The organism is Pseudomonas sp. GW821-FHT07E12 (genome assembly GCF_058986605.1).
The window spans coordinates 13,630-32,052 of the sequence record NZ_JBYSVX010000040.1; the positions used below are offsets into that span (position 1 = coordinate 13,630).

The window sequence follows — 18,423 nt, forward strand, 5'->3', positions numbered from 1 at the left end:
CGAAGCGGTGTCGGCTTGAATGAATTGTTAGATACGAGTCAGTGCAGATTTGCAGTAGCCGTAGTACGAAACCGTGTGCTCCAACTTCATACCTTGCACCGGCCCGTTCGCGTGCATTCCGGCCCCAGTGCTCATAACGAAAAAGTTGCGGCGGATAAGTTCTACCGCCTCGTTGTAGAGGTCATGGAAGTGTCCTTCCTCGCTTTTTTGTATCATAAGGGTCAAGTAGTTATGATCTGCTGGGATCGCCTCATACAACAAGACAAATGCACTGAGTGTCACGTCGCTTACCTGGGAAAATGCCTGCATCGCGGCGATGAGGTAGGGCTCGTCGTCCCAGTGATCTTTGTAGATGAGCGCCAACGCGACAAGGCCAACCTTTGAATGGGTTTGACGAACTGTCTCCAAGATGCCGTAGAAGCAATTTGAATATGTCTCGTCGGCTGAAACCTTGGAAATAAGCTCTTCGTCAACCTCCGCGTCCGAGACAAATTTCTCAAAGCGCTTCTGGAGATGCTTGTCATAGAAGTGTTGGGCGAATCTTGCGAGCAGGCCGACGCCGGGAATGCCAACATCCTTGGCTAGTCCTGCAGCATCGCTGCCGGCTTGGACAATTTCCTTGCCCCATTCGATCTTGTTGTTCTGCATGTCCAGCAACCCCCAGCTCGTGTCTAACGCCTGAATTAAGCCGAGTCGCGAGCGGCTTCGGCTTGAATGAATTGTTAGGCGGCATTAGCTCACCTCGTAGCCAGAAGGGTCAATGCCGTCCCATGACATTGAGTCACGGAATGCCCCCTCTAGTCGGGCAAACCAACCGCTGTCCATGCCAATGGACATGTGCTCCCCGCGAATCGACAACAGCCCCCAAGGGTCGCTTGGGCCGAATCCCTGCTCGCAGTACGCAAAGGCGGTGTTTGATGCAGGGTGCTCAGCGAAGATCCAGCATGGGTAGGTGATCCCAGGGTTGCCGTAGTCCCACTCGCGTTGCTCGCAACGTGGCGGGACGAGATGTTGCCGGATACAGGCAATCAGTTCCGGCTGGGAGATGCGAGTGATCTCAGCCTCGATTGCTTTCTCTACGTTCGCGGAAGTGATTGGCATGCCGCCTAACGTTTGACTTAAGCGGCCTGCCGAAGGCAGGTCCGCTTGAAGGAAGGGTTAGGCGCCTGCATCGCCGAAGCCTCTACAGGGGAAGATGACCAGACTGGGCCTTCAGAAGCGCATCTTCTGAAATCTCGATGTTTGCCAGCGCGAGGACGGCAGTGTACGCATCGAGAAGGCGCTCGTGAATAACTTGCAAATCTGCCAGCATGAGCATCCGACCTTCCTCTGAGTTCCTGCGGAGATTGTGCTGCCGATAGAACGAATGATTCAGACGATTTCTCTCGGTCAATGCCGACATCAGAAGTTCTTCCAGTCGTTCGTCGGGCTGACTCGTCTTCTTGAGCGCCTGAATCAGCTGACCAAGTGTCTTCCGATCAATGTCGCCAAGAATCTTCCTTGCCAACGCCTTGTTCTGTGTCTTCCGAAATCCGTGTGCTTCGATAGCAGCGGAAAGAAGCAAGTTGCCCAGTTCGGTTTCGAGCAGCTGCGCCGCTTCGGCCGCATCGCCGAACTTGCAGTAGACGTCAAACAGCGTTGGCATGTGTGTACTCGAGGCGCCTAACGCCTGAATTAAGCCGAGCCGCGAAGCGGCTTCGGCTTGAATGAATTGTTAGGGGCCACTGCCGGCACCGAAGTAGTTGTAACAACCGACTGCAACCAGCACGACCGTCAGCGCGATGAGACCGACGCCCTCAATGTCTAAGTCCGACTGAAGAAGCTTGCGACGCCAAGATGGGACGAGCAGGCAGGGCGACACTACGACCAGACCAGCGCCCAGGCTAACCAGGCCGAGCCAGAAGTTGAACTGCCATGATTCCCAAAGCTGGCTGAGCATCTGATATGGCACCTAACGCCTGAATTAAGCCGACCCGCGAAGCGGGTTCGGCTTGAATGAATTGTTAGGCGCGTGCCTACACGCCGCGGAGTATGGCGGAACGTTGTTGCTCATACTCAGAATCCGTAATCAGCTCTTTGGATTTTAGTGAAGCAAGCTCCTGAAGCCGCGCTTCCGCTGACGAATGTGGAGAGTCTGCAATGGCTGGCGGAACTGTCGATCTTGTGACTGTTGGAGACCTCTTTGAGGCCCGAACAATCAGCCAGATGATCAGGCCAATGGCAACGGGTATAGCGAGAATGAAAAGCACGATGATCCAGTGCCAAATGCTAAAGCTGCCCATGTGTCTTTCCTCAGTTTTCGACAGTATCGATCAAGCGCCTAACGCCTGAATTAAGCCGAGCCGCGAAGCGGCTTCGGCTTGAATGAATTGTTAGGCCTTAGCCCGGGCACTTGCCGCTCGCCACCTGTGATGAAGCGGCATGCTCAACCGGATTTGGCCCCCAACCAATGATCTCATGCTCATACTCCCGCGCCTCTCGGTCGGAGATGAGCAGCCGATGCGGAACCTCGGCCTGGAACGGCGCGAAGCGGACAAGCACGTTTGCGTCAAGGTCAATGCCAGTGTCTCCATGCGTGCTGTCAAAGACGGCGAACCGTGTAGCCGAGACGCCCGCTTGCTTTTTGAGTAGGCCGGATTGTTCTGGCGTTAGATGAAAAACATAGGGCGTGCGGGTGTTGTCGCTTCTGCACGAATGGATGTAGTCCAACCGCGCAGCTTGATCGGGCGACAGGTGGATCACCGTGGTCTTGCCAGGAAATCGTCCCTCTCGGAGCGTCCAGCCGTCGGCGAGAGCGGTGCCTGCCGCGAGAAGAAGACAGGGGATTCCGATGAATCGCAGCGATTTGTCCATAGGGCCTAACTACTATTAGAAGACAAAGTGGTGTGTAGCACAGGTGCGTAACAAGGGAGTCCGCTCGCCCTGCCGACGTATGGTCCAGTTGTGTCTATGAGCTTCCCCGATGCCGCCATGTAATCCATGTGTCCAATCATGCCGCCATTCCCTTGCGGACCTGTTCCAGAACGAAGCTAGCATCGGGGCGCCGAGGGTTCAATCTTGATGCGGGGTCGATCTGACGGGCACGGCAGCTCCCCCGGGATGGGGAAGTGGCGGGTGTGGCGAATGCCCCGCGATTCTCGATCGCGGGGCGGATGTTTTCGGTCGAGGCGAAAACTTAGGACTTCGGCGCGATCCAGACCTGCTGCGTGACACCACGCACCTGCGGCGTCTGCACATCATCCAGATCGAACACGATCACGCTGTTGTCGCCTTTGCGCTGCAGTGGCGCGGGGAAATACAGCGCGCGTTGCGGGCCGATGTTCCAGTGGCGGCCGAGGTTGTGGCCGTTGGCCCAGGCGAAGCCTTTGCTGAAGGCCTGCATGTCCAGGTAGGTGTCGGCGGGCGAGGTGATCTTCAGGGTGCCGCGATGGAAGGCGGGGCCTTCGATCTTGGCGGTGGTCCAGCCGCGGATGGCTTCGGGGGCATCCATCGGCAATGGATAGGCCTGCCAGCCCTTCAGCGGTTGGCCGTCGAGGAACACGGGATCGACCAGGCCGGCGTGGCCGTCGGCCAGGTGTGAGCCGTAGTTGATGCGGCCGGTGTTCTCGACCAGGACGTCTATGGTGTGTTGTCCGGCGGGGATGTCGACGTTTACCGACACTTGCTGCAGGCGTCGGTCGGCGCTGCCGGCGAGGCTGTGGTCGATGTAGACGCGGGCGTGGTCGCGCACTTCGCCGAGGTACAACGCGCCCTTGCGTGGGCCGGTCACGGTGGTGCGATAGAGGATGTAGCCGTAGGCCTGGCCGTAATGCTCCATCGGTTGCGGGTCGTCGCTGGTCGTGGAAGGCGCGGGCAGGTTGTCCCACAGCGAGGCCGATTCGCGCAGGGGCGTGGCGGGCAGTTCGGCGAAACGGATCGGTGCGGGCAGTGCGGGTGCCTGTACGCCGGTCGCGCGTGCGATGGCGTCGCGGAACAAGGTGAATTTCGGGGTGGGACGGCCGGCTTCGTCGAGTACGGCGTCGTAGTCGTAACTGGTGGTCTGCGGGGCGTAGTGGTCGTTGGGGTTCTTCTGGAAGTTGGCACCGTTCATGAAGCCGAAGTTGGTGCCGCCGATGAACATGTAGATGTTGGCGGAATGGCCCTGGCGCAGGATCCATTCGAATTCGCTCGCTTGTTGCTGGGCATTGGTGGCGGCGTGTTTGTCGCCCCACTGGTCGAACCAGCCGGCCCAGTATTCGCCGGCCATCTGCGGTTGATCGGGTCGGAATTTGGCGAGTTTGGCGAATGCGCTTTCGGCCTCGCCGGGGGCGAAGTTCACTACCGCCATCGTGTGGGGCAGGGTGCCGTTGGCGAGCATGTCGGCGCCGTCGGCGGTGAACAGCAGGGCCTTGTCGAAGCCGGCCTGCACGAACAGGTCGTGGTTGGCCTGCATGTAGACGTGGTCGTCGTCGTAGGAGCCGTACTCGTTCTCGACCTGCACGGCGATGATCGGGCCGCCGTTGCCGTTGAGCAGCGGATGTACTTGGTCGGCTACCGCTTTGAGGTAGGCGCCGCTGGCGGCGAGGAAGCGCGGGTCCTGGCTGCGCACGCGCATGCCGGATTCGGCGAACAGCCAGGCGGGGTAGCCGCCGGCTTCCCATTCGGCGCAGACGTAGGGGCCGGGGCGAAGAATGACGTTGAGGCCGAGCGCGGAGGCTTCGCGCACGAATGCGGCGAGGTCGTTGTTGCCGCTGAAGTCGAACTTGCCGGGCTGCGGTTCGATCAGATTCCAGAACACGTAGGTCTCGACCGTGTTGAGGCCGAGCGCGCGTGCCTTGAGCAGGCGGTCCTTCCAGTAGGCGCCTGGAATGCGCTGGAAGTGGATGGCGCCGGAGACGATCTGGTAGGGCTTGCCGTCGCGGGTGAAGTGCTGGCCGTCGGTGGCGATGGTGGGCCAGGCGGATTGTGACGTTTGCGCGTGCGCGGGCAGGCACAGGGCGAGGGTCAGCGCGAGCGCGGATAGGGATGTGCGGAGCATTGGGGAGCTCGACAGTTGAGGGGAGAGTGATTGTGGGAGGGACTTCAGTCCCGACGCTTTATCGGTAAGGCGTCGGGACTGAAGTCCCTCCCACAGTTACGGCAGGTCAGGCGAACGACGGCGGCAGGTCTTGCTTGCGTGCGCCGAATTCGATGTTCGGTTTGGGGCCCATCTCGAATTCCAGCGTGCCGCCGGCGGCGAGGTCGGCGTGGCGCAGCCAGGAACGCGTCAGTGGCTGGCCGTTCCAGCGCAGCGATTGCACGTAGATGTTCTCGGCGCTGTTGCGCGGGGCGAGGATGCGCAGCGTGTGGCCGTTGCCGACATCCAGTTCGGCGCGCTTGAACAACGGGCTGCCGATGACGTAGTTGCCGCTGATCGGATCGACCGCGTACAGGCCGAGCGCGCTGAGCACGAACCAGGCGCTCATCTGGCCACAATCCTCGTTGCCGGACAGGCCGTTGCGTGCGTCGTGATACTGCTCGCGCAGCAGCCGGCGCACCATCGCCTGGGTCTTGTAGGGTTGACCGGCGTAGGCGTAGAGGTAGGCGACGTGGTGGCTGGGTTCGTTGCCATGTGCGTACTGGCCGACCATGCCGTCGATGTCCGGTGGTGCGTCGGCGGGAAGTTCGGAGCTGGTGGTGAACAGTTCGTCGAGCTTGGCGACGAAGCCGTCATGGCCGCCGAACAATTCCATGTAGCCGTACAGGTCGTGCTGGTTGAGGAAGGTTGCCTGCCAGGCGTTGGACTCGGTGAAGTCGCGCCATTGCGTCATGTGGCCCATCGCACGCGGATCGAACGGTGCGGCCCAGCTGCCATCTTCCAGGCGCGGCTGCATGAAGCCGCTGTCGCGGTTGAACACGTTGCGGTAGTTGCGCGAGCGCTGCAGCAGGGCGCGGTAGTCGTCCTCGGCACCGGCGGCGCGTGCCAGGTGCGCGCAGGCCCAGTCGTCGTAGGCGTATTCGAGGGTGCGGCTGACCGCTTCGTCGACCTTGTCGCTGGGGATGTAGCCGAGCTTGCGGTAGTACGGCAGGCCGTGGAAGTCCTCGTCCATCAGGCGCTTGCGGTACAGCGGCCACGCGGCGGCGTAATCAATCCCGGTGAAGCCCTTGGCGTGCGCTTCGGCCAATACCACGGCGGAGTGGTAGCCGATCATGCAGCCGGTCTCCATGCCTTGCAGCGGCCAGATCGCCACGCCGTCGGGGCATTCGGCGCCGCCGCGTACCAGGCATTGCATCAGGTCGGGCACGCGCTCGGGCTGTACCAGCGTGAGCAACGGATGCAGTGCGCGGTAGGTATCCCACAGTGAGTAGGTGCTGTAGTTGTGGTGGCCTTCGGGCAGCGTGTGCACCTGCAGGTCCATGCCGCGATAGCGGCCGTCCACGTCGCTGAACAATGTCGGTGCGAGCAGGCTGTGGTAGAGGCCGCTGTAGAAGATACGGCGTTGTGCTTCGTCGCCGTCGTCGATGCGTGCGCGCGCCAGTTCCTTTTCCCACGCGGTGACTGCTGCGGCATGCACGCGGGTGAAGTCGAAGTCGGGCAGTTCGGCGTCGAGGTTGGCCAGCGCGTTCTCGGCGCTGACCGCGGAGATGCCGACCTTGACCAGCAGCGGTGCGTCGGCGGCGTCGGGGTAGTGCAGGGCGAGCTTGAGCTGGGTGCCATGGGCCTGGTGCGTGCCGTCGGCGAGTGGCTGGTCGTCGCTGTACAACTGGGCCTGCGCGAACGGCCGCGACAGCCGCATCGCGAAATAGATGTAGCGTCCCTTGGCCCACTGCCAGACGCGACGGCCGCCGGTCACGGTACGGTCGTCGACCACGCGCAGTTGCGCTTCGGTGACGCGCGTGGGTACGTCCGGTTTGTCCTGCATGCCGTGGAAGAAATCGACCAGCAGGTGCGCAGGCTGGCCCTTGGGGAAGTGGTAGCGGTGCAGGCCGGCGCGTGCGGTGGCGGTCAGCTCGGCGTGGATGTTGGATTCCAGGCGCACGCGGTAGTAGCCGGGCGAGGCAGCTTCGTCGGCGTGTTGGTAGCGTTGGCGGTAGCCGGCGTCGGGATCCTCGAGCGGTCCGGGCACCAGCTTGACCTTGCCGATGGCGGGTACGACCAGCACGTCGAGCATGTCGCCGATGCCGGTGCCGGACAGATGTGTGTGCGAGAAGCCCATGATCGAGCCGTCGGATTCGTGGTAGCCGCTGCACGAATCCCAGACCGCGTTGTAGGTATCCGGGCTGAGTTGCACCATGCCGAACGGCAGCGTGGCGCCGGGGAACGTGTGGCCGTGGCCGCCGGTGCCGATGAACACATCGACGTGGCGGGTCAGATCGGCCTTGGCGCGTGCGTCGGCCGGCATCGCGTAGCGGCCTGCGCGTGCGAAGGCGAGGTTGGGCAAGCCGTTGCCGCTGAACAGGGCCAGGGCGATGGCGCCTTGCAGGAATCCGCGTCGTGTTGCCATTGCGTGTTCTCCGTGATGCGGTGAAAACGTGGTGTTGGGTTCTGTAGGAGCGGCTTTAGCCGCGATGGGGCTTTACCGGGAAAGCCCATCGCGGCTGATGGCCCTAGGCCACGTAGAGCCGCTCCTACGGGGATTCAGCCTTTCAGCAGATGTGGCTTGCGCTGTGACAGGTCGATGATCAGTTCGCCGAACAAGGTGTTGGCCCAGGCGAACCAGTCGCGGGTGAATTTGCTGGGGTCGTCCTTGTCGAAGGCTTCGTGCATGAAGCCTGTGTCGGCGTGCGTGGTCTTCAGCCAGTGCAGGCATTGGCGGATCTGCGCGTCGTCGTCGCTGACGAGTGCGTACTGCACGATCGACATCGGCCAGATCGTGCCCAGGCCGCTGTGCGGACTGCCCACGCCGTCGGCGGCGCGGCCGCGGCAGAAATACGGATTGCGCTCGCTCCAGGCCAGGGCGCGGGTGCGCAGGAACACCGGGTCGGTGCGCTCGCAGCAGCCGAGATAGGCGAGGCTGAGCAGGCCGGGGGCGTTGGCGTCGTCGATGAACAACTGGTTGCCGTAGCCGTCCACTTCATAGGCCCAGTGCGACTGGCCTTCGGCGTCGCGCATCTGGCCGAATGCGCGGGTGGCTTTTTCGACTTCGTCGGCGAGCGCGCGGCAGTCGGTGGCGAAGGCGGTATCGCGGTGGATCGTTTCGCTCATCGTCGCCAGCTGGCGCAGCGCGGTCACCGCGAACAGGTTGGCCGGCACGAACAGCGGATATACGCAGGCGTCGTCGGACGGCCGGAACATCGAGTGGATCATGCCGTTGGGGCGGGTGGGTTGGCCGTAGCCTTCCAGCACCAGCGTCTCGGTGGCGAGCGGTGCGGGCCGCTGGAACGTGTACGGGCCGCGATCGTGCTTGCGTTGCTGCTCGCGGAAGGTGCGCACGATGACGTGCATCGCTTCGCGCCAGTCATCGTCGAACGGTGCGGTGTCGCCGCTGGCGCGCCAGTATTCGTGGGCGAGCCGGATCGGGTAGCACAATGAATCCACTTCCCACTTGCGTTCGCCGACGCCGGGCTTCATCTCGGTGATGTCGTCGACCGACCACTTCAGGCGCTCGCTGGTGCCGTCGGGCAGGAAGGCATTGGCGTAGGGATCCAGGCGGATGCAGGCGGCCTGGCGCTGGATCAGGCCATGGAACATCCGGCGCAGTGCCGGATCCTGTTTCGCCAGCGGCACGTACGGATGCACCTGCGCGGAGGAATCGCGCAGCCACATCGCGTGGATGTCACCGGTGATGACGAAGGTGTCGGGCTTGCCGTTGCGGGTGCCGGTCTCGACGGTGGTGTCGAGCGTGTTCGGGTAGCAGTTCTCGAACAGCCAGGCCAGTTCGGGATCGGCGATCTTCGCCTTGATGCGCGCGATCTGTTGCTCGACGGCGGTGCTGACGAAGCGGCGCTGGCTTTTCGGCGGGCGCTTGCTGGCAAAGGCCGACGTGGGCGTGGCGGCAAAGGCGGGCAGCGCGCCAGCAAGCAGGCCGGCGCCGGCACTGGCGCCGAGGAGCTGGAGAACGTCGCGGCGGGTGGGCATGACCTGGAATTTCCTCGGATTCAGCGTGACGCCTGCACGACGGGCACCGCTACTGGCCACCGTAGCGGCGGCGATTCGTACGCGATGCTACCTATGCAGGACCAATTTACGACGACCATACAATGTGTGCGGCGGATGTGCATAGTGCGACCGCACAATTCGGGGGGGGGGGCGAGCCATGGGCTCAGATCCGGCCGAACGCCCGAGCGCCGGATGCGAGGGCTGGGGATCGCAGGTCCCGTGCCTTTGCCTATCCCGAATGAAAGTCACTGGGTCCCCGCCTTCGCGGGGACGACGGTCGGGGTTCTGCCAGCGGCTCCTGGTCCCGGGCAACGCACTAGCCGTGCTCGTGCCCATGCCAGTGCATCGGCCCTTGGCACAGGCACTGGCCGTCTTCGGCGACGTGGCCGAACAGGTCCTGCAGCAACGCCTGCGAGGGGGTCCATTCGCCGATCGCCGGGTGGATCAGCATGGCCTTGCAGGCGTCCAGCGGACGGCCGCTGAGGGCGGCCTCGATCGCTGCGCGCTCGTAGGCCTTGACCGTGCGGACCAGGCCCTGCACCGCGTCGGGCAGCGGCGCGGCCGGCGTCGGCACGATGCGGTCGCGGTCGATCAGGGAGGAGATTTCGACGATGTCGTCGTCGGGCAGTTCGGCGATCGCGCCCTGGTTGCGGACGTTGACCACGTGCCGGCCGGGCCGCGCGCCGGTCAGTGCGCTCATCACGTCGATGGCGATGCGGTGATAGCCGGTGCTGGCGCGGAACGGGTCGGGTTGTGGGGCGAGATCGTCACTGAAGGCCGATCCGGCCTCGGCCTCAAGCTTCATGTACGAGCCCGAGCGCTGCTGCAGGTAGGCCGCATACGTCTGCACCGCGCCATGGCCGTCGCCGGCCTGCAGTTTGCTGCCGAGCGTGGCGATGAGCGTCTGGTTGAGACGTTCGATCTCGGTGCCGCGGCTGGAGCCATGCGTGCGCTGGTTGTTCAACGCCCGGCGCCGCTCGTAGTAGAAGAACAGGTATTCGGTCGGGATCAGCCGCAGGGTGCGGATCATGTCGAAATCGAACAGCGGCGCCAGGTACAGCTGGCGCAGGATCTCATCGCTTTCCAGCACCGCATCGGTCACGTCCTGGCCGCGCAATCGCACCGAACGCACCCAGCCCAGATGGTTGAGGCCGACGTAATCACACTCGACTTCTTCAGGGGGCGCGCCGAGCGCGCGGGCGATGTTGTGGAACAGTTCGATCGGGGTGTCGCAGATGCCGACGACGCGGGTGTCGGTATGCCGGCTGACCGCCTGGGTGATCAGGCCGGCGGGGTTGGTGAAGTTGATCAGCCATGCCTGTGGGCTGAGACGCTCGACCACGCGCGCCTGCTCGATCGCCATGTTGACCGTGCGCAGGGCCATCGCGATGCCGGCCGGTCCGGTGGTTTCCTGGCCGGGATAGCCGTGCTGGATCGCCACCCGCTCGTCCGCGGCGCGCTGGGCGATGCCGCCGATACGGATGCTGTTGAGCACGAAGTGCGCGCCGTCGATCGCATCTTCCAGCGAGGTGGCGGCGCGGACCTGCAGCGATCCGCCGAACTCGGTCACCACCGCGCGCCCGAGCGCGACCATCAGCGCCAGCCGGTCCGGATCGGGGTCGTACAGCACCATCTCGCGCGCGCCGAGTGCTTCGGCGGCCTCGTTCACTCCGTACACGACCAGCGGCGAGCGTACGCCGCCGCCGCCGATCAGGGCGATCTTACGATCCCACATGTTGCTCATACAGGGTCCTCAGTTGATTGAAATCGGGTAGGCCGTCCAGCGCGCCCAGCGCGGTGCAGCACGCGGCGCCGCACAGGCAACCGCGACGGACGCAGTCGTCGAGCGGTGCGCCTTCCAGCAGCGCGTCGATGAAGCCGGCATCGAACGCGTCGCCGGCTCCGGTGGTGTCGCGGGCCTGCAGCGTCGGGGCCGGCACGATGCGCGCGCCCTCGGCATCGATGGCCATCGCGCCCTCGGCGCCCAGCTTGATCACCACTTGGCGCAGGCCGAAGGTGTGCGCCCAGTGCAGGCATGCTTCGGTGCCGTCGCCGCAGCCCAGCAGTGCGGCCTCCTGGCGATTGGGCAGGAACCAGTCGACGCTGCGGCAGGTGTGCTGGTTTTCGGGGGCTGCCAGCCAGTCGGGATTGAAGCCGACGTCCAGCGATGTGGTGCAACCGGCGGCTGCCAGCGCCGGCAACAGCGTGCGCGCCAGCGTCACCGGCAGTGGCATGGCGAAATGCACATGCCGTGCGGCGCAGAGTTCAGTGATCACTGGCCGTTCCCGGAGCAGATCCTCCAGCCCGGCGTTGGCGCCCAGGTAGGTAAAGAACGAGCGGTCCTCCTGCAGCGACACGCTCGCGGTGACGCCGGTGCCGGCGGGAGAATCGCGCAGTCCATCGGCCGACAGCCCGAACTCGCCCAGGCGCTGCTCGAACCAATGGCGGTCCTGCTCGCCGATCAGTCCCAGCAGCCGGGTACGGCGGCCCAGGCGCGCAAGCCCGCAGGCGGTGTTGACCGTGCCGCCGCCCAGTTCGCGCAGGTAATGGCGTGCGAATGCTTCCTCGCCCGGCCTGGGCCAGGATTCGAAACCGCTGAAGATGTGGTCGGCGTAGATTTCCCCGACGACCACGATCTCGGGATGGGTTAGCGCGGCTGGAATGGCCATGCTGCCTGTCTCCTGGCTTGGATCAGATAAAGGATGGTGCCCAGGCACAACGCCAGCACCGCGGCGAGCAGCCGTCGAACCGGACTGGTCGCGAGCAGGTACAGCCAGCCGCAGACGCTGACCAGCAGCGGCCACGGGTACAGCGGCATCGCGAACGTGCCGCGCTTTCGCGGACGCCGTCGCAGCAGCACGATCGCCAGGCACTGCGCCATGAACTGGAACATGATCTGGATGATCATCAAGGTGGCGATCAGGTCGTCCAGCGAGAGCAGGCAGGCCAGCGCCGAGGTCGCGCCGACGAACAGCAGCGAGACCGTGGGGAAGCGGCCGCGCGGATGCAGCCGGGCGAACACGCTGAAGAACTGCCCGGCCGCCGCCGCCGCATACGGCACCCGCGAATAGCCCAGTTGCACCACCAGCGCCGAGCCCCAGCTCGCCAGCACGATCAGCGCCACCGCCACGCTGCTGCCGACATGGCCGTAGATCGCCTGCATGAAATCGGCCACCACCGCCTTGGATTGCGCCGCCTGCTGCCAGGGCAGCACGCCGAGCAGGGTGACGTTGAGGCCCAGGTACAGCAGCGCAACGATCGGGATCGAGTACAGCACCGCGCGCGGGATGGTGCGACGTGGCTTGCGGATCTCGCCGCCGAGCATGCACACGTTGTTGTAGCCACCGTAGTCGTAGACCGCGATCAACGCGACTGCGCCGAAGCCGAGCCAGAACCCGTGCGGCGAGGCTGGCCGGGCATGCAGGAAGTCCATGGCCAGCGCGGTGTCGAAATGCAGCACGCCGCTGAGGATGATCCAGACGCAGGCGGCCATCACCACCGCGCTCACCAGCAGCGACAGCAGCTGCACCGAGCGCACCTCGCGATACAGCAGGATCGTGTTGAACAGGCACAGCGCCATCGCGATCGCGGTGAGCTGGACGTGGCCCAGCCCCGGCATCAGGAACGCCAGGTATTGCGCGCAGCCGACCGCGGCCGCGCCGACCGACAGCGGCGCGGTCAGCAGGGTCTGCCACAGGTAGAGAAAGCCCAACAGGCGTCCACTGCGCTCGCGGCCGTAGGCTTCGCGCAGGTAGTGGTAAGGGCCGCCCGAGCGCGGGATCGCCGAACCCAGCTCGGCCCAGACCAGCCCGTCGCACAGGCACAGCAGCGCACCGGCAACCCAGCCGATCAACACGCCCGGTCCGGCCAGTGCCGACAGCGCCAGCGGAATGGTGATGAACGGACCGATGCCGATCATGTTCAGCAGATTGGCCGACAGCGCGCTCCAGAATCCGAGCGTGCGCGGCGGCACCGCATGGTCGATAGCCGGGGATGCGATGGTGCTCGGCGTCAGCTGCATGCGCAGGCTTCCTCGGTGTGGGCCAGAGTCGCGACGGGTTGTTGGGGCGTGAGGCCATCCGCGCAGCGGATCATGGCCGGTTGCAGGCGATGCAGGTCCAGCACCAGCACCTGGTTGCGGCCCGGCCGCAGCCACGCGCCGGGGCAGTACAGGCATTGTTGCGGGCCGATGTCCCAGTAGCGTCCGAGCAGCCGCCCGTTGACCCACAGGTAGCCCTTGCGCCACTCGCTCATGTCCAGGTGGATGTCGCCGACGCTGTCCAGTTCGATCTCGGCGGCGAAGAACAGACCAGGGCGCGTGGGTGGGCCCTGCAACGGGCGCAGCGTGGGTGGGGCGTCACCGTCCAGCGCCAGTCCGTGGACCTGCCAGTGCTGCAGTTCACGGCCGTCCAGCTGGATGGTGTCGAGCAGACCCTTGGGATCGCCCAGCGCCGGTCCGAAGTTGATGTGCCCGAAGCTGTCCACCAGCACGTCCAGCTGGCGCTCGGTCGAGGTGGCATCCGGCAGCGTCACCTGCGGCGTGCTGTTGAGTCGAGGATGTTGCATCCGCGAAACGTGGCCGATCTCGCGCTCGTCGAGCTGGATCACCGCATAGTCGTGCACGCGCCCGAACTGCAGTTCCGAGCCGGGTTCGATGCGACGTCGATATACGACGATGCCCTGATCCTGCGCGAGCAGCCTCTGATTGTCCGCCGGTCGCTCGGTGGTTACCGGTTCGCGGCTCAGGTTGTCCCACAACGCGGCGAACGGCTGCGCCTGCACCGGTGCGAACCGGGTGCGGACCGGGGCCGGCGGCGGCTCGCCGGCGTGTCCGGCGATGATCCGCCGCAGCGCGAAATAGGCGGGCGTGGCGCGACCGGCTTCGTCGATCGGCGCAGCGTAGTCGTAGCTGGTGATATCCGGCTGGAACTGCGAGCCGTCATCTTCGGCATTGGCGCCGGCGCTGAGTCCGAAGTTGTTGCCACCGTGCACCACGTACAGGTTGAACGAATAGCCGGCGGCCATGATCCGGCGCAGCACCGGCGCGTAGTCGCGGCGAGCGAAGTCGGGCTCGCCCCAGTGGGTCAGCCAGCCCGGATAGCCTTCGGCGACCCACACCGGCGCCTGCCCGGCGAAATGCACACCCTCGCGCAGCTCATCCACATCGGCGCCGTCCATGCCCAGCGCCGTGCCGGGCAGGTAGGCCTTGCGGCGGCGCAGGTCCTTGAGTCCCTCGGCCAGCGAAAACGGGCCGTCGATGCCGTGCTCGCGCCACAGGTCGGCGAGTGCCTGCAGATAGCCGACGTCATCGCCGTGCATCGAATATTCGTTCTCGATCTGCAGCATCAGCACCGGCCCGCCGGCTGCCGCCATCAGCGGTGCGATCCGCGGCGCGACCGCGGCGATGTAGCGGCGCACCGCTGCCATGTAGCGTGCGTCGTGGCGATCGCGCAGGCGGATGCCCGGCTCGCGCAGCAGGTACGGCGGTAGCCCGCCCAGTGTCCACTCGGCGCAGACGTAGGGCCCGGGCCGCAGATAGACCCACATCCGCTCCTGCTGGCACAAGCGGATGAAGGCGACGAAATCGCGTTCGCCACTTTCGAAATCGAACTGGCCGGGCTCGCGTTCGAACGCGTTCCACATCAGGTACAGCGCGATCGTGTTCAGGCCCATCGCCTTGGCCATGCGGATGCGGTGCAGCCAGTCGGCGCGGGCGATGCGCAGGGGATGCATCTCGCCGCTGCGGATCTGCCAGGGCTGTCCGTCCAGGGTGAAGTGGCCCGGCCCGAAACCGAATGCATGCGGCCGACCATCCGGCACGGGCGCAGGCATCGGCGAAAGCGGAATGGGTACCGCTGCCAGCCCGAGTGGCGCGAGCAGGCCGAGCGTGCAGAAACGCCTGCGCTTCATCGTGGTCTCCGGCAGCGGTAGAGGGCGGCGAATTTCATGCGATGCCTTGCAGAACCCCAACTCGTCATCCCCGCGCAAGCGGGGAACCAGGGACGTTGCCTTCAGGGGGCAACGTCCATGGATGATCAGCCTTCGGCTGCTGAAAAGCGCTTCCCGCTTGCACGGGAATGACGGGCCGGAAATCTGCGGCATATCACTAGAACGCGTACTTGACGGTCAGCAGGCTGGTCATCCCGGAATCGACGATGTCCGAGATCGCCAGGCTGCTGCGGCCGATGTGCGCCCAGTAGCTGTACTCCTTGGTCAGGTTGGAGATCGACAGGTCCAGGCTCAGGCCATTGTCGAAGTGATAGCCGGCGTGCAGGTCCACGCGCCGCGTCGGTCGTGACCAGAGGTCATCCCACGGCGCGCCCTGATCCAGATAGTCGTAGCTGAGCAGGTAGGAACTGCTGAAGTGGTAGCTCAGGTTCAACGAGAACCGCTCGTGCTCGTAGAACAGTTCGAGGTTGGCCATGGCGTTGGGCGCGGACTGCATGTGCTCGTTCTCGAAGCCATCCATGCCCAGATCGACGCGGGAATGCTGGCGCGTGGCGTTGAAGCTCACGCCCAGGCCGTCGAACGGTGCCGGCAGGTCCTGGAAGCGCTGGCGTGCGCTGACCTCCAGGCCATAAACCGTGCCGTCGCCGCCGTTGGTCGGCATCGTGTAGAGCACCGTGCCACTGCCGCTGGTGCTGGCATTGGCCTGGCTGGCGCCTGCGTCGTAGATGTAGTTGCGCAGGCGCTTGTAGAAGCCGGCGGCCGAGAAGAAGCCGCCGTGGTCGGTCGACCATTCGCCGGACAGGTCCAGGTTGGTCGATTCGATCGGCTTCAGGTCCGGGTTGCCCTGGGTGATCGTGGTCACGCCGTTGGAGATGCTGATGTCGGTGCCGCCGCCCAACTGCACGAACGCGGGCCGGGTGTAGCTGGTCCACAGCGCGGCGCGATAGACCGTGCGGGTGTCGGGACGCCAGGTCAGGAACACGCTCGGCAACGGTTCGTTGTAGGAGGTGTGGTTGCTGCTGAAGTAGCCCACCTCCTCGTTGCCCTCGTCGTCGGTCGGCGTCACCCAGAAGGTGTTGTGGATGCTGGTGTGCTCGAAGCGCACGCCCGGCACGACCTCGAGATTGCCGAGCGAGAACGTCGCCATCGCGTAGGCCGCGCTGACCGCCTCGGTGCCGCGCATCGTGTTGCAGTTCCAGTTGTTGACGTAATACGAACTGCCGCAGGTATCCAGGTCGTCGTCGGTAAGGTGGCTGTAGATGACGGACTTGACCGCAGCCTCGCTGACCTTCGGGGTGACCCAGTTGTACTTGCCGGGGAAGATCGACGAGTAGTTGCCGCTGAAGATGCCCAGATCGCCGAGCGTGCTGGTGTCGTCGACACCGCCGGTCCACCAGTCGCGGTTGGTGTATTCGCGGCGGCTCTTGCTGTACTTCACCCCGAACTGCAGCGACGCCAACGCGCCGTCCTCGAAGTCGTAGCGGGTATCAAACTTGGCACCGCCCTTCTTCTGGCCCGAATAGATCTTGGTCAGCTCGCCGTAGCTGCTGGCGTACAGCGAGGGGATGTCGTTGACCTGTGCGAGCAGCGCCGGGGTCAACTGCGGATAGGGGAATGCACCGCTGCCGTAGCGGACCAGCGTGCTGCCGGAATAGGCGTAATTGTCCTGCGAGAACTTGTCCTCGCGGCCGTCGATCTCGACGTGATCGGGACGATCGTTGTCGCCGAAGCTGTAGAACACGTTCGGCATGAAGGTCCAGCCGCCGTAGGTCTTGCGCGCGCCGATCTGGAACGTCGCCAGATCGGCGATCTCCGGGTTGGTCTCGTACCAGAAGCGCGAGGCGATGCGGCCGATGTTGGGCGTGTACACGCCGGCCGTCGAGGTCGCCTCGTAGGTGACGTCCTGTGGCAGCAACTGCGTGAAGGTCGTGCCCTGGTCGGTCTGCGCGTAGGCGTAGGTCATGCGCGCGTACAGCGACAAGGTGTCGTCGACATTCCAGTCGAACGAGGCATTGCCGCCGTAGCGGCGCTCCCAGCCGGCGACGACGCCGACGTTCATGCCGGTGCTGGTCAGGTTCTGCTGCGGGTCGTAGCCAGCCGCGTTGCCACCGTCGGCATCGGTGTGCAGGAACTCCCAGGAGCCATCGCCGCGCGCGCTGGTCGCCGCCGCCACTTCGCTGTTGGTCGAGGTGCGGTAGTCGTAGTAGGCGCTGGCGTAGAAACCGAACTGCTGGTCGGCACCGAACTTGTGCTGGAACTCGCCGGCCATGCCACCGCCCAGGCCATCGCCACCGTAGTCGCGTGCGCGGCTTTCCAGGCGACCGCTGCCGGTCACGCTGCCGCTGGTGGTCTCCTTGTAGTCGAACGCGGTCGGGGTGCGGAAATCGATGGTGCCGCCGATCGCATCACCGTCCATGTCGGCCATGGAGGTCTTGTTCACCACGATGGTCTGCAGCCCGGAAGGCGGCAACAGACTGAGCTGCACGCTGCGGCTGTAGGGCATGCCCTGCGCCACGGTGACGCCATCGATCAGATTGACGTTGTATTCCGAAGGCAGTCCGCGCACCGAGGCGAACATGCCCTCGCCACGCGCGGCGCCGTCAACGCCACCGAAATAACCGGAACCGGTCGTGGTGATGTTGATGCCCGAGATCAGGCCGAGCGCCTCGGCGACGTTGTGGACCGCGGTGTGTTCGAGATCGTCCGCCGACAGCACGTCCACCGTGTTCGATGCATTCATCTTGAGCACGCTGGCGTCGTAGCGGTTGGTGACCACCGTGATCGCCTGCAGTTGCTTGACCTTGTCCTGGTCTGGCGCGGTGTCTTGCGTGGTCTCCTGCCCAGTGTCCGCGAAGGCCTGGGGTACGGAAGAGATGCTGGTAGCGGCCAGGATGGCCAGGAACAGGGTCTTGCGATTGCAATGCTTGCGCTTTTCCACGTGTCACCTCGCTGTTCAATGCGGGTGCCATCGCTCGATGCGACGGCGCCTGGTGCGTTGGTTCCGGGCAGACATGACGCGGGTGCGTTGCGCGCGCACGCTCACGCAGCACGCCGCAATGGCGTGCACGCAGGGCATGCGGGAACGGACGCGAAGCGTCTACCGGTTGGAGACAGCTATGCGGAGGTCAGCGACGAGGCGGCGAGTAGCCGGCGATGCACTTGGAGCGCGAACGCAGCGCGCTCAGCTTGTAGCGACGGGTCATGGTGCGATGCTCCCCATGGCGAGGCGTGCGCGGACAGAAAACGCGCGCAGCTTCGAAACGGCGGCGAGGCGGTAGTCCTGGTTGCGACGACGACACTGCATACGATCACCACCCGTGGAGTTACCTCGGAGAACGACGCCGTGACATCCCCTGGCGTCATTCGGAGCACTGGGTCGGCGCGTTGCGCCAACGTGTCTATCGTTAGCGGGGTCG

12 protein-coding genes are annotated in these 18,423 nt (G+C 64.7%); all 12 read right to left on the reverse strand.

What is annotated here, in order from left to right; all coding sequences use genetic code 11:
* Positions 1–27: 27 nt before the first annotated feature.
* Positions 28–648 (reverse strand): hypothetical protein, encoded by a 621-nt coding sequence (locus AC3WJE_RS18055; RefSeq protein ID WP_493732210.1) that lies wholly within the window; start codon positions 646–648, stop codon positions 28–30.
* A gap of 535 nt (positions 649–1,183) precedes the next feature.
* The gene (locus AC3WJE_RS18060) at positions 1,184–1,645 is read right to left on the reverse strand and encodes a hypothetical protein (RefSeq protein ID WP_493732211.1); all 462 of its coding nucleotides are present in this window, start codon (positions 1,643–1,645) and stop codon (positions 1,184–1,186) included.
* Between the two features lie 69 nt (positions 1,646–1,714).
* On the reverse strand, positions 1,715–1,939 hold the full coding sequence (locus AC3WJE_RS18065; protein WP_493732212.1) for a hypothetical protein: 225 nt from the start codon (positions 1,937–1,939) through the stop codon (positions 1,715–1,717).
* Positions 1,940–2,379: 440 nt separating this feature from the next.
* The gene (locus AC3WJE_RS18070; protein WP_493732213.1) at positions 2,380–2,853 is read right to left on the reverse strand and encodes a hypothetical protein; all 474 of its coding nucleotides are present in this window, start codon (positions 2,851–2,853) and stop codon (positions 2,380–2,382) included.
* Between the two features lie 322 nt (positions 2,854–3,175).
* Positions 3,176–5,017: a glycoside hydrolase family 35 protein gene (locus tag AC3WJE_RS18075; RefSeq protein ID WP_493732214.1), complete on the reverse strand. Its 1,842-nt coding sequence runs from the start codon at positions 5,015–5,017 to the stop codon at positions 3,176–3,178.
* 106 nt (positions 5,018–5,123) lie between these two features.
* Positions 5,124–7,463, reverse strand: a complete 2,340-nt coding sequence (locus AC3WJE_RS18080; protein WP_493732215.1) for a GH92 family glycosyl hydrolase — start codon at positions 7,461–7,463, stop codon at positions 5,124–5,126.
* A gap of 134 nt (positions 7,464–7,597) precedes the next feature.
* Positions 7,598–9,037, reverse strand: a complete 1,440-nt coding sequence (locus tag AC3WJE_RS18085) for a glycoside hydrolase family 125 protein (protein WP_493732216.1) — start codon at positions 9,035–9,037, stop codon at positions 7,598–7,600.
* Positions 9,038–9,374: 337 nt separating this feature from the next.
* Entirely contained in the window at positions 9,375–10,802 is a 1,428-nt protein-coding gene (locus tag AC3WJE_RS18090; RefSeq protein ID WP_493732217.1) for a 6-phospho-beta-glucosidase, read from the reverse strand.
* On the reverse strand, positions 10,780–11,727 hold the full coding sequence (locus AC3WJE_RS18095) for a carbohydrate kinase family protein (RefSeq protein ID WP_493732218.1): 948 nt from the start codon (positions 11,725–11,727) through the stop codon (positions 10,780–10,782). Before AC3WJE_RS18095 ends, AC3WJE_RS18090 begins: the two co-directional genes overlap by 23 nt.
* Entirely contained in the window at positions 11,706–13,079 is a 1,374-nt protein-coding gene (locus AC3WJE_RS18100) for an APC family permease (protein WP_493732219.1), read from the reverse strand. Before AC3WJE_RS18100 ends, AC3WJE_RS18095 begins: the two co-directional genes overlap by 22 nt.
* Positions 13,070–14,968, reverse strand: a complete 1,899-nt coding sequence (locus tag AC3WJE_RS18105; protein WP_493732220.1) for a beta-galactosidase — start codon at positions 14,966–14,968, stop codon at positions 13,070–13,072. The genes AC3WJE_RS18100 and AC3WJE_RS18105 overlap by 10 nt, the downstream gene beginning before the upstream one ends.
* A gap of 196 nt (positions 14,969–15,164) precedes the next feature.
* Positions 15,165–17,945, reverse strand: coding sequence for a TonB-dependent receptor (locus tag AC3WJE_RS18110; RefSeq protein ID WP_493732221.1), 2,781 nt, complete (start codon positions 17,943–17,945; stop codon positions 15,165–15,167).
* Positions 17,946–18,423: the final 478 nt, after the last annotated feature.

Excerpts from the sequence above, each read along its gene's own strand:
- AC3WJE_RS18055 (WP_493732210.1), bottom strand. The coding sequence starts at position 648 with ATGCAGAACAACAAGATCGAATGGGGCAAGGAAATTGTCCAAGCCGGC.
- AC3WJE_RS18060 (WP_493732211.1), bottom strand. The coding sequence starts at position 1,645 with ATGCCAACGCTGTTTGACGTCTACTGCAAGTTCGGCGATGCGGCCGAA.
- AC3WJE_RS18065 (WP_493732212.1), bottom strand. The coding sequence starts at position 1,939 with ATGCTCAGCCAGCTTTGGGAATCATGGCAGTTCAACTTCTGGCTCGGC.
- AC3WJE_RS18070 (WP_493732213.1), bottom strand. The coding sequence starts at position 2,853 with ATGGACAAATCGCTGCGATTCATCGGAATCCCCTGTCTTCTTCTCGCG.
- AC3WJE_RS18075 (WP_493732214.1), bottom strand. The coding sequence starts at position 5,017 with ATGCTCCGCACATCCCTATCCGCGCTCGCGCTGACCCTCGCCCTGTGC.
- AC3WJE_RS18080 (WP_493732215.1), bottom strand. The coding sequence starts at position 7,463 with ATGGCAACACGACGCGGATTCCTGCAAGGCGCCATCGCCCTGGCCCTG.
- AC3WJE_RS18085 (WP_493732216.1), bottom strand. The coding sequence starts at position 9,037 with ATGCCCACCCGCCGCGACGTTCTCCAGCTCCTCGGCGCCAGTGCCGGC.
- AC3WJE_RS18090 (WP_493732217.1), bottom strand. The coding sequence starts at position 10,802 with ATGAGCAACATGTGGGATCGTAAGATCGCCCTGATCGGCGGCGGCGGC.
- AC3WJE_RS18095 (WP_493732218.1), bottom strand. The coding sequence starts at position 11,727 with ATGGCCATTCCAGCCGCGCTAACCCATCCCGAGATCGTGGTCGTCGGG.
- AC3WJE_RS18100 (WP_493732219.1), bottom strand. The coding sequence starts at position 13,079 with ATGCAGCTGACGCCGAGCACCATCGCATCCCCGGCTATCGACCATGCG.
- AC3WJE_RS18105 (WP_493732220.1), bottom strand. The coding sequence starts at position 14,968 with ATGAAGCGCAGGCGTTTCTGCACGCTCGGCCTGCTCGCGCCACTCGGG.